Source organism: Oceanobacillus jordanicus (genome assembly GCF_022095695.1).
In the GTDB taxonomy this organism is placed as follows: domain Bacteria; phylum Bacillota; class Bacilli; order Bacillales; family Amphibacillaceae; genus Oceanobacillus_B; species Oceanobacillus_B jordanicus.
In genome coordinates, this window is sequence record NZ_JAIFZM010000007.1 from 205295 (window position 1) to 216772 (window position 11478).

Here is an 11478-nt window from a genome sequence, read left to right on the forward strand (position 1 = left end):
CGGATGTTTAGTGAGGTGCGAGCATTGATTGATTTACTCATAACGATGCTAGAGCGAATTGGTATTTTGGTAGCAGTTGCTTTTGTGCTGACACGTTTTCGCTTTTTCCAGGACATGATTCATCAAGATCAGCTAAATAATAGAAAGCAGTTTACTGCCATTCTCTTTTTTGGGTTATTTGGCATTATGGGAACGTATTATGGTGTGGCCCTTAACACAGGGACTCTACTATTTGATAGTGTCACAATGGATCTCGCTGCAGAGGAAGCAATCGCCAATTCTCGTGTGATAGGGGTAGTCATTGCTGGCCTTTTAGGAGGCTATCGAGTAGGAATAGGAGCTGGACTTATAGCAGGGATCCACCGCCTAACGCTCGGCGGTTTTACTGCTATTTCCTGTAGTTTAGCCAGTGTCATTGCTGGCGCTATGGCTGGTTACTTCAGAAAGAAAGGGAAATATTTAAAGCTCCCAACAGCATTTTTGATTGGCGCACTTGCAGAGTCGGTTCAAATGCTCATTATCTTAATTCTTTCCAAACCATTTGAGATGGCGTGGACACTAGTACAGATCATTGGAATTCCCATGATATTGGCAAACGGCCTTGGGACAGCAATTTTCTTGTTAATTGTGCAAAATGTTGTAAAAGAAAAAGAAAATGCAAGCGCCGAGCAGGCTCAAAAAACGTTGCGCATTGCTGAGCAGACGATCGGTTACTTGAGGCAGGGGATGACCAACCAATCGGCATTAGCTGTCTGTTCGATTTTATATAAAGAAATAAATCCGAGTGCCGTTGCGATTACCGACAAGGAACTTATTTTGGCGCATGTCGGACTGGCAAGTGATCACCATGTAGCAAATACACCAATTCGCACGAAACTCACAAAAGAGGTAATTCAGCATGGGAAACTTGTCGTCGCCAATGATGAAACAATTCATTGCAGTGTGGAAGGTTGTCCGCTCGGTGCGGTCGTCATGGCGCCATTAAAAAGCCGTAATGAAGTTATCGGAACACTGAAGGTCTATTTCCAGTCGGAAAAACACATCACCAATGTAAATTTGGAGCTTATCTCTGGTCTCAGCTCCTTGTTAAGTACACAGGTAGAGCTAGCAGACACCGAAAAAGCTTACCAGTTAGCAAAAGAGGCAGAAATTAAAGCATTACAGGCGCAAATTAGCCCACATTTCCTGTTTAATTCCTTAAATATCATTGTATCCTTAATTCGTACCGATCCAAAAAAGGCACGAAAGCTTTTAATGTCTCTTTCCCATTTCTTTAGGCAAAACCTAGCTGGAACGACCGCTGAGATTGTTTCCTTAAGACAAGAACTGGAGCATGTGAAGGCATACCTGGAAATCGAATCATCGAGGTTTGTAGACAAATTACACGTCACCTATGACATCGACGAATCGGTACTTGATAACAATATTCCACCTTTAGCACTGCAGCCACTAGTCGAAAATGCGGTCAAGCATGGAATTAAGGAAATGGAAAAAGACGCACTTGTCCATATCTCCATTAAGCGAGAAAAGGACAGGATCGTCATTATAGTTGAAGACAATGGGGTAGGGATTAAAGAGAGCAAGTTAAAGAACTTAGGCGAAACACAGCTTGAATCCGAAACAGGGACAGGTATTGGTTTGTATAATGTCAACAGACGATTAACGATGACGTTTGGGTTGCGGGCAGGCATTCAAATAGATAGCAAGCCAGGTCATGGTACTAGAATTAGCTTAAATCTGCCAATTGGAATGGGGGGAATGAATGAATGAAACAAATTGATGTACTCGTTGTGGATGATGAGCGCTACGCACGCGAGGAACTAGTCCACCTGTTAGGTGACTTTGAACATATTCGCGTAGTAGGGGAGGCGGAATCGGGAGAGGATGCGATTGTGAAGAGTCTTACCTTGAAGCCAGACGTTGTTTTTCTAGATATCGAGATGCCGAAAATGAACGGGATGGAAGCGGCCAAAGTATTACAGGAATTAAAGAAAGCACCGCTCATCATTTTTGCAACAGCATACCCACAGTTTGCGGCAGACGCTTTTCGCCTTGAGGCGCTTGATTATCTATTAAAACCCTATGAAGAAGAGCAGCTACAGGAAACGATTTCCCGTGTGGAAAAGCGGTTGTTTACTGCCGATGAGCAGACCATAGTAGCGAAAGGAAAGCTGTCGATTGAAACGAATGGGGAAATTCATTATCTTAATCCAGACGATATTCTTTATTTGTCCCGTGAAGAAAAGTTTACCAAGATCTTAACAGATGATAAGGAATACCACGTTCGTACCACCTTAAAAGATTTGGAAGCAAGGCTTGCTGGCTTTGAATTTTTTCGTATACATAAAAGCTATGTGGTGAACCTTTCCTATGTAAAAATGCTGACACCATGGTTTAATGGTGCCTACCAATTAAAATTAGAAGGGAAAGAAGAAGCATTAGCGGTGAGTCGTAACTATGTCAAAGCACTTCGCAGTAAGCTGGAACTGTGAGACTAGCTCTAGCTGTGCATCTTGATTGTCCGCTAATGCATTTCAATCTCCCTTTGCAACATCTTACGCTAAATAAAGCCTTTTCATTGGTTTATGTCTTACACTGTATGTAATCGCATACATCGGAAGAGAGGGTAATATTATGTATACATTTTTAGCTGGTATTTTACTTTTAATTATAGGGTACTTCACGTATGGAAAAATAGTAGAAAAGATATTTGGAGTGAGAGAGGAGAGGGTAACACCTGCTTACACAAGTGGTGATGGTGTAGACTATATGCCAATGAGTACACCGCGAAACTCTTTGATTCAATTATTAAATATAGCTGGTGTTGGTCCGATTTTTGGTCCAATAATGGGCGCATTATACGGACCAGTTGCTTTCATATGGATCGTGGTGGGCTGTATTTTTGCCGGAGCTGTACATGATTACTTAACAGGAATGATTTCCATCCGAAACAGGGGAGCCCATTTACCTGAGCTTGCTGGAAAATTTCTAGGTAGATTTATGAAACATATTGTAAACGGTTTCGCTGTGTTGTTGCTATTATTAGTTGCTACTGTTTTTGTAACCGCACCAGCAGATTTACTTTATAATCTAATGAATGGCTGGGTTGCACTAGGATATATTATCGGCGCCATTTTTGTTTATTATTTACTGGCAACCCTGCTACCAATTGATAAAATTATCGGACGAGTTTACCCAATCTTTGGTGCCTTGCTCGTAATTAGTGCAATCGGCGTGGCAGTTGGAATGATTGTAAGAGGTGCTCCAATCCCGGAACTTACATTGGCAAATTTCCATCCGGATAATGCACCAATCTTTCCATTGTTATTCTTAACCATCTCATGTGGAGCTATCTCTGGATTCCATGCAACACAAACGCCAATCATTTCTCGTACCACAAAAGGGGAGAAGCAAGGTCGTAAAATTTTCTACGGCATGATGATCGCAGAAGGAATCATCGCCATGATTTGGGCAGCAGCAGCCATGAGTCTTTTCGACGGACCAGTTGGCCTAAACGAACTGCTTGCAAATGGCGGAACAGCAGCTGTTGTAAGTGAAGCTTCTACCTTAATGCTTGGTGCTATTGGTGGTACGTTGGCAGTACTTGGAGTTATTATCCTGCCAATCACGTCAGGAGATACAGCATTCCGCAGCGCACGTATGATTATTGCAGATTATATTCGTTTCCCACAGAAAAAAATAATCAATCGTCTGTGGATCGCACTTCCATTATTCGCTATATCGATTGCCCTTACCCAAATTGATTTTAACCTGTTATGGCGCTATTTCTCTTGGGCAAACCAGTCAACAGCAGTAATCGCCTTGTTTGTCGGATCCATGTATTTGTTCATTGCCAAGAAGAATTATTGGATTGCCTTAATTCCAGGTACGTTTATGCTAATGGCAACCATGACCTATATACTAAATGCTCCAATAGGCTTCCGCTTACCGATGAATATTTCATATATCGGCGCAACGATTATTACGATCGCACTTGTCATAACCTTCTTCTTTGCAGCAGTAAAGGCTCGGAGAAACAACATACCATTAGAAGAAGATATTACAAGCTGGAAAAAGTCAGCATAATGAAAAGGTATCAGGGAGACCTGATACCTTTTTTTAGATAAGAAAGCAATTCTCTAAAAAATTCCTCGTTCCCAGCCAATACTACCAGACTATTTTTCTTTAAAATAGTCTCTTTTCAGTACACATTTACCATGATATGATAAAGCGATTACATAGATGAATTGCAAGTAGATATAGATTCATAGAAAGGGGAATGTCTATGCCTCGGTTTTCTCTCCAAACAAAGGTCCTAGTGCTTATTACCACTTTGATTATGTTGGTCACACTTTTGTTGACCGCGATCAATGCCTATTTTGAATCCAAAGATGTGGAGGAGCAAGTAGGAGAGCGTGCGCTACAAGTTGCTACTACTCTTTCTTTTATGCCTTCCGTCAAAGCTGCATTTGCTAACGAAAACCCCGCGAACATTATCCAACCCATAGCAGAAGAAATTAGGAAGTTTATTGGGGCAGAGTTTATCGTGGTCGGGGATAAAGAAAGTGTCCGCGTCGCTCATCCTGATATCGAAAAGATTGGCAAAAAAATGGTCGGGGGCGATAATGACCGGGCCTTAATAGATGCAGAGTATTATACCTCAAAAGCAATAGGAAGTCTTGGTCCATCATTAAGGGGAAAAGCACCGATCTTTAATGACGAGGGAGAAGTTGTAGGAATTGTTTCAGTTGGCTTTATGGTGGAGGATATTCGTTCCATGATAGTTAGCAAATTGGTGAAAATAAGCGGAGCTTCTCTCTTCGTCGTTCTCATTGGTATAGGTGGAGGTATCGCGCTAGCTCGAAACATAAGAAAGGATACGCTAGGACTGGAGCCACATCAAATTGCCTCCTTGTACCGAGATAGAACTGCAATTCTTTCCAGTATTAGAGAAGGGATTATTGCAATGGATAAGACAGGGAAAATAAGCTTAATGAATGGATCAGCAAGGAAAATACTAGGTTTACAAGCAGACACGGAGAGTAGGCAAATTGAGGATGTTTTCCCAAATACCAAAATGTATGATGTGTTGCTTTCCAAGAATACGGGGCAAGATGAAGAATTTGTACTGAATAACCGGCAGGTCATTGTTAACCGCACCCCTATCATGGATGGAGATGAGGTGGTAGGAGTAGTTTCCAGTTTTCGGGATAAGACCGAATTAAATGAGATGATTAATACATTATCAGAAGTCAGACAATACTCTGAAGATCTTCGTGCGCAAACCCATGAATATACTAACAAATTATATGTTATATCAGGATTGTTACAGCTTGGTCACTACCAGGACGCAATTGAACTTATTCAAAAAGAGTCACAGCTTGCTGCAAACCAGCATAAAGTACTGCTTGACCAGATAAATGATCGTACCGTACAAGCCATAATACTTGGGAAAATTGGAAAAGCTTCAGAGAAAAAGGTAACGTTTGAAATCGATGAAAACAGTTATCTCGAACCATTGCCCGAAAAGTTGGATATTGCTAAGCTTATAACCATATTGGGAAACCTAATCGATAACGCCCTAGAGGCAGTAGCAGATCAGCCGGAAAAACACATCGTTTTCTTTGCAACCGATTTGGGAGAGGACATTGTATTTGAAATTGCGGATAATGGACCAGGTCTTCCTGAAGAAAATATAGACCGTATCTTTAAGCAGGGCTACACTACAAAAACACATCATGAACAGGCACATGGATATGGGCTAGCCATCGTAAAAGAAACAGTAGAAGACTTGGGAGGGCATTTGGAAGTGCACACGCAACCGAATGGGGGAGCGGTATTTACTGTGTTCATTCCTAGTGTTCACCATTGAAAAAAGGGGGGAGCCGTATGATACATGTACTTATTGTGGAAGATGACTACCGGATTGCCGGTATCCATGAAGAATTTTTAGAGAAAGTAGAGGGGGTACAAGTAGTCGAAAAAGTGCTAAATGGGAAAGAAGCCTTAGAAATCATAGAAAGAGAGAAAATAGATCTTGTACTGCTAGATATTTATATGCCTGATATTTTAGGGTCAGAACTGCTACAAACCATTCGATCCTTAAACAAACAATTGGACATTATTATGATTTCTGCCGCTACCGAAGCGAAAATCGTAGGGGAAGTGTTACGCAACGGGGTATTTGACTATATTATGAAACCCGTAAAACTGGAGCGATTCATGGAGACAATGGAACGGTACAAAGAAGTAAAGGGGAAACTTGCAGCACAAAAGGAGTTGGACCAGAGTTTTCTTGATGATTATTTCGGCTATGGAAGTAGCGTGTCAATTATGGAAAAGCAAACACCAAAAGGTATTGACCCTCTTACACTAGAAAAGATAAAGCAACGCATACATACTTTAAACAACGGGGTAACTGCAGAAGAAATGGGTATGGAAATTGGCACTTCCCGAACGACTGCAAGGCGCTATCTCGAATACCTTATCACCGAGGGAGAGATCAAAGCAGAATTGGAATATGGCGTAGTAGGAAGGCCAGAAAGAAAATATCATGTTAAAAAGTAGTCATTAGAAAGGAACAATCATCACGCCGAAGAATATTTACCTTACCACTCAAATTAATTAACAGTCCGTTGGAAGCTTATTATATTGGCTGGCTTAATTATGCTAACCCTAAAGCGAATACTATCGTGTTCGCTTTTTTTATGTTGCATCACAAGGACTTATTTTTCCCTCACAGACCCATGAACAAAATGACCAAAACGTATAGAAAAAACTTATTACCCATTATTTTGGAAACGGTTACATTAGGATCATCCTACTTTATAGTGAGTGGTAAGTAATAATTATGTGAATTTTTTGATTAAAAGAGGAGGAAATTTTATGAAGAAGGTTTTTATAGGCGTCGTATTTGTCGTGTTACTTATCTTTTCAGCAGCCTGTTCTGGAGGCGATGAAGAGGCAAGTGGAACAGAGGGGTCCAAAGAATGGAAACCTGAGAAGCCAATTGAGATAGTCGCACCTGCTGGGGCAGGTGGGGGCTGGGATACTACAGCCAGAATGGCAGCAAAGGTCTTTACGGAAGAAGAAATCATAGACAGTGATATTGGTGTGGTTAACAAAGCCGGTGGTGGCGGTGCAGTCGGTTGGGCTTATGTAGCTGGGCAAGAGGGAAGTCCATACAATATGTTTGTTGCTTCCCCGCCACTTCTCTTTATCCCGTTAAATGGACAATCGGAATATGGTCATGAAGACTTTACTCCGATTGCTAACGTGATAGCCGATTATGCAGCATTCGCAGTAGCGGCAGATGCCAAATGGGACAACTTAAATGAACTATTTGATGATATGAAGAAAGACCCTTCCAGTATAACAGTGGTTGGAACTTCGTCACCAGGAAGTATGGATCACATTCAGTTTGTTCAAATTGCCAAGGCAGCAGGGGTTGACGTGACAAAAATTAAATACGTATCAGATCAAGATGGAGTCGGTTTGACTCAACTTTTAAATGGAAGTGTGGATGTTTTCTCCACTGGGGTTTCTGAAACAGTAGAGCAAGTTAAAGCGGGGACAATCAAAGTTCTTGGGGTAACCTCAGAGGAAAGGCTGGAAGGTGAAGTATTGGAAGACTTCCCAACAGCTAAAGAACAGGGGATTGATGCGACGTTTGTTAACTGGCGAGGATTCTTTGGACCACCAAACATGGATGAAGAGGCGGTAGCCTACTATGAAGAAAAGTTTAAAGAATTGAGCGATTCAGAGGCCTTTGCAGATATACGCAAACAGTTCGGGTGGGACGAAATGTACATGAATAGTGAGGAATACCAGCAATTCCTTGATGAAAAAAAGGGAGAAATACAATCATTACTTGATGAATTAGGACTTGGCGAATAGCAATTCATATTAAGGGAGGTCAGTGATCATCTTTAGATCATTGACTTCTATCTATTTTACAAACCAGGTGGTGTAAGCATGTTAAAAACAGTGAATCAACGAATTAGTTTAGTTTTAATTGTCGTTGGGATTGGTTATTTGATCCTCGCATTTCAGCTTCCTTCGTATGCCTATGTGCCAGTCGATGCCGATATAGTCCCCATCACACTTGGCATTCTTTTAATCCTATTGGCATCTTGTCTCTATTTTTCGAAAGACTCGGAAACAGAAGAGCAGAAGGCGAGAAGAAAAATCCCTAAGAAAGATATTGGAGCACTACTTGCTGTCTTTTCCTTTATTTTTGTGTATATTCTTTTTTTGGAATTAATGGGATTCGTCTTAATGACAATGTTGTTTATTTTCTTTTGTTCGTGGTTTCTAGGATATAAAAAGCATCTAAGCAATGCCCTTGTGTCTATCCTATTTCCGTTATGTATGTATGGGATGTTTACAGAGTTTCTTAATATAAGTCTGCCACAAGGATTATGGCCGTTTTAAGGAGGAATCAAGATGGGTTCATTAGAAGGAATTATAGCAGGGTTTCAAGTGGCTTTCAGTTTGGAAGGCTTGTTGTTTGTTATGATTGGTGTTTTTGTAGGTACTTTTATTGGAATGATGCCGGGGTTGGGCCCCATAAGTGCCATCGCGGTCATGATCCCAATTACGTTTGGAATGGATCCAGCGCCTGCGTTAGTTATGATGGCAGGTGTATACTATGGCGCTATATTTGGCGGATCAACATCCTCGATTTTATTAAATGCCCCAGGTGTGTCTGGTGCAGTGGCAACCGCATTTGATGGTTATCCGATGGCACAACAGGGGAAAGCCGGGAAAGCATTGGCCATAGCGGCGATCAGTTCGTTTATTGGTGGTACGGTTAGTGTTATTCTGCTTATGCTACTAGCTCCCATGCTTTCAAGTGTTGCAATTTCGTTTGGTCCTCCTGCCTATTTCGCCTTAATGCTGATGGGCCTTACAGCTATTTCAAGTTTGTCTGAAGGTAGTACGATTAAAGCACTTATTTCTGCTGTGGCGGGATTTATGATTGTCACAATTGGTATTGATGCTCAAACAGGAACACAGCGGTTTACGTTTGGGAATGTAAACCTATTAGAAGGAATTGACTTTTTAGTCATTGCACTCGGACTTTTCGCACTTGCGGAAGTTTGTACGCTTATTATTAAGCGAAAAGATCTTTCACAGGAAAATGCACATAAGTTGGGAAGTATGCGTCTCAGTAAACAGGACTTCAAAGACATGAGCGGACCGGTAACACGCCATTCTTTCCTTGGATTTATTCTTGGTGTGTTGCCAGGTGCTGGTGCTACGATTGCATCTTTTATCTCTTATATTACGGAGAAAAAGCTATCAAAGAATCCTGAGGAATTTGGTAAAGGGTCCGTCAAAGGGCTGGCCGCCCCTGAGACGGCCAATAATGCGGCAACCAGTGGAGCGTTTGTTCCGTTATTGAGCTTGGGGATTCCTGGGTCTGGGACAACTGCAGTGATGCTCGGTGCCTTTCTTGTGCTAGGTGTACAGCCAGGTCCGCTGTTAATGACGGATAGGCCGGAGATTTTCTGGGGTATTATTGCAAGTATGTACATAGGGAATGTCTTCTTGCTGATCTTAAATTTGCCTCTCATTCCGTATTTCGCAAAGATATTAAAAATACCACGGCCGTTATTGATATCCCTTGTGATCATGTTTAGTATCATCGGCGTTTATGCCATTAGCTTTAATACATTTGATCTTTATATGTTATTGCTCTTTGGGGTCGTCGGCTTTGTAATGAGATTGTTTTCATTTCCGGCACCACCGTTTATTCTCGCGTTTATTCTTGGTGGCATGATGGAGCAGGCATTTAGGCAGTCCCTAACCATTTCCAATGGTAGTCTTACGGTATTCGTCCAAGATCCAATTGCGTTAACATTGTTAATTGTTGCCTTGCTTTCTTTCGTTTTTCCATTGATTCGTGTTATCCGAAGTAGAAGAGCGTAAGTATATGCGGGTACGAGAAATGCTATTGTTCAAAAATATCGTTCGTTACAGTTTGTTTTGCATCACCGCGATTGCCCTGTTCGGCTTGTGGAATGCAGGGATATGGAGAGAGTTCACCCCAGAACAACTGCGAACATTGTTACTGCTTCTGTTAGCCATTTATTTATGGGGCGCAGCTCCGATCCCGACAGGCGCCAGCAGTATCCTTATTCTCGCCATGCTACTATTACTCGGCTTGGTCGATACCATGGAAGAAGCCGTAATCGGATTTCTTTCACCTGCGCTGTATTTTATTTTCATGCTATCGTTGATCAGCAAGTCTCTTGTAAAAGTAGGAATGGATCGTGTTATTGCGGGATTTTTGTTAAAAGTCAGCAGAGGAGGGCCGGCATTTGTCATTATTGGAATGCCACTGTTCATTTCAGTTTTGCCTATTTTTCTGCCCTCAGCAGTAGCCCGCTTTAAGATGCTGCTGCCAGTAACGGTAAGCTTAAATCGCTTTTACGGATTCAGAGAAAAGAGTGTTTTCCAGAAGTATTGTATTTATGTAATAGGCATGATGAATCAGAACGCTACCATGATCATTTATACTGGTGGTGGCTTTCCAATTCTGGCCTCACAGTTAATTCGAGATTATCAAATTGCGAACCTTGGGTGGATGGACTGGTTTCTACTTATTGCACCTCCATTATGGATTGGGGCATTTATCCTTGCATTTTTAGTTTGGAACTACTTAAAGAGGGTTGGAAATACAGAAGATAAGGAACCAATACCCAAGCACGAAGAAATAGAGACCCAGGGAATTAATAGTACATTCTGGATTGTGACAGGTGCATTTGTACTTATGATCCTGACATGGATTGTAACCGATCAAAATCGAGTTCCCCTGTTACTTCCACCTATGTTGCTAATTGTGTTTTATTCGTTGCCTAGGATAGGGCTGATCACCAATCGTACAATACGAAGCTTTGATTGGGAAAATTTTTTACTACTCGGTGCTTCCTTTTCGCTGGGCTACATTCTTGAGGCAAATGGTACTGCTCAGCAGCTGGCAGGGATGCTGGTTGAACTGATTCCTGATAATGCGGGGATTGTTATAAAGGTAGTGATCATTGCACTCATTGTATTTGTACTTCGTTTTTTCTTTGTCGTCCCATCGTCTGCAGTAATTGTGATTTTCCCGATCGTCATGTCGTACTCGGAGCTGATCGGATTGCCGCCAATTCAACTTGCGTTTCTTATCATTTTAATCATTGGCAGCATGATGGTTCTGCCAATACATACGACAACAACCTATTTGGCTTATGACACAGGTATTCTTCGTAAAAAGGAACACTACACCATTAGTATATTTTCTAGCCTTTTTTTCATGGGGATCGCTATTCTTTCTACACTCTATTATTGGTAAAAAACCAGCTGAATGCTGGTTTTTTAAATGTCAGGACAGAAAGTCGCGTGTCAGCGGAGCCAAGTCGCGCACCAGCACAAGAAAGTCGCGTGAGAGCGAAGCCGAGTCGCGTACCAGTACAAGAAAGTCGCGTGAGA

9 protein-coding genes are annotated in these 11478 nt (G+C 41.7%); all 9 read left to right on the forward strand.

Annotated elements, in window-relative coordinates:
* Positions 1-24 precede the first annotated feature (24 nt).
* The 9 genes from K3T81_RS10445 (at position 25) to K3T81_RS10485 (ending at position 11341) form a co-directional block, all read left to right on the forward strand.
* The gene (locus K3T81_RS10445) at positions 25-1770 is read left to right on the forward strand and encodes a sensor histidine kinase (RefSeq protein WP_106897473.1); all 1746 of its coding nucleotides are present in this window, start codon (positions 25-27) and stop codon (positions 1768-1770) included.
* On the forward strand, positions 1767-2492 hold the full coding sequence (locus tag K3T81_RS10450; RefSeq protein ID WP_238019891.1) for a LytR/AlgR family response regulator transcription factor: 726 nt from the start codon (positions 1767-1769) through the stop codon (positions 2490-2492). Before K3T81_RS10445 ends, K3T81_RS10450 begins: the two co-directional genes overlap by 4 nt.
* Positions 2493-2634: 142 nt before the next feature.
* On the forward strand, positions 2635-4086 hold the full coding sequence (locus tag K3T81_RS10455; RefSeq protein ID WP_238019893.1) for a carbon starvation CstA family protein: 1452 nt from the start codon (positions 2635-2637) through the stop codon (positions 4084-4086).
* A gap of 199 nt (positions 4087-4285) precedes the next feature.
* Complete coding sequence (locus tag K3T81_RS10460; protein ID WP_238019895.1) at positions 4286-5872, forward strand: ATP-binding protein; 1587 nt, start codon at positions 4286-4288, stop codon at positions 5870-5872.
* 17 nt (positions 5873-5889) lie between these two features.
* Positions 5890-6567 carry a response regulator gene (locus tag K3T81_RS10465; protein WP_058949198.1) on the forward strand — a complete coding sequence of 226 codons (678 nt, stop codon included), beginning with the start codon at positions 5890-5892 and terminating at the stop codon, positions 6565-6567.
* 318 nt (positions 6568-6885) lie between these two features.
* The gene (locus tag K3T81_RS10470; protein WP_238019897.1) at positions 6886-7896 is read left to right on the forward strand and encodes a tripartite tricarboxylate transporter substrate binding protein; all 1011 of its coding nucleotides are present in this window, start codon (positions 6886-6888) and stop codon (positions 7894-7896) included.
* 78 nt (positions 7897-7974) lie between these two features.
* Positions 7975-8433, forward strand: a complete 459-nt coding sequence (locus K3T81_RS10475) for a tripartite tricarboxylate transporter TctB family protein (RefSeq protein ID WP_238019899.1) — start codon at positions 7975-7977, stop codon at positions 8431-8433.
* A 12-nt stretch (positions 8434-8445) separates the two neighbouring features.
* Positions 8446-9933, forward strand: coding sequence for a tripartite tricarboxylate transporter permease (locus K3T81_RS10480; RefSeq protein ID WP_161464221.1), 1488 nt, complete (start codon positions 8446-8448; stop codon positions 9931-9933).
* Positions 9934-9937: 4 nt separating this feature from the next.
* Positions 9938-11341, forward strand: a complete 1404-nt coding sequence (locus K3T81_RS10485) for an SLC13 family permease (RefSeq protein WP_238019901.1) — start codon at positions 9938-9940, stop codon at positions 11339-11341.
* Positions 11342-11478 lie beyond the last annotated feature (137 nt).

Bases quoted from the DNA above. Each gene is read 5' to 3' on its own strand.
- K3T81_RS10450 (WP_238019891.1), top strand. From the start codon at position 1,767: ATGAAACAAATTGATGTACTCGTTGTGGATGATGAGCGCTACGCACGC.
- K3T81_RS10455 (WP_238019893.1), top strand. From the start codon at position 2,635: ATGTATACATTTTTAGCTGGTATTTTACTTTTAATTATAGGGTACTTC.
- K3T81_RS10460 (WP_238019895.1), top strand. From the start codon at position 4,286: ATGCCTCGGTTTTCTCTCCAAACAAAGGTCCTAGTGCTTATTACCACT.
- K3T81_RS10465 (WP_058949198.1), top strand. From the start codon at position 5,890: ATGATACATGTACTTATTGTGGAAGATGACTACCGGATTGCCGGTATC.
- K3T81_RS10470 (WP_238019897.1), top strand. From the start codon at position 6,886: ATGAAGAAGGTTTTTATAGGCGTCGTATTTGTCGTGTTACTTATCTTT.
- K3T81_RS10475 (WP_238019899.1), top strand. From the start codon at position 7,975: ATGTTAAAAACAGTGAATCAACGAATTAGTTTAGTTTTAATTGTCGTT.
- K3T81_RS10480 (WP_161464221.1), top strand. From the start codon at position 8,446: ATGGGTTCATTAGAAGGAATTATAGCAGGGTTTCAAGTGGCTTTCAGT.
- K3T81_RS10485 (WP_238019901.1), top strand. From the start codon at position 9,938: ATGCGGGTACGAGAAATGCTATTGTTCAAAAATATCGTTCGTTACAGT.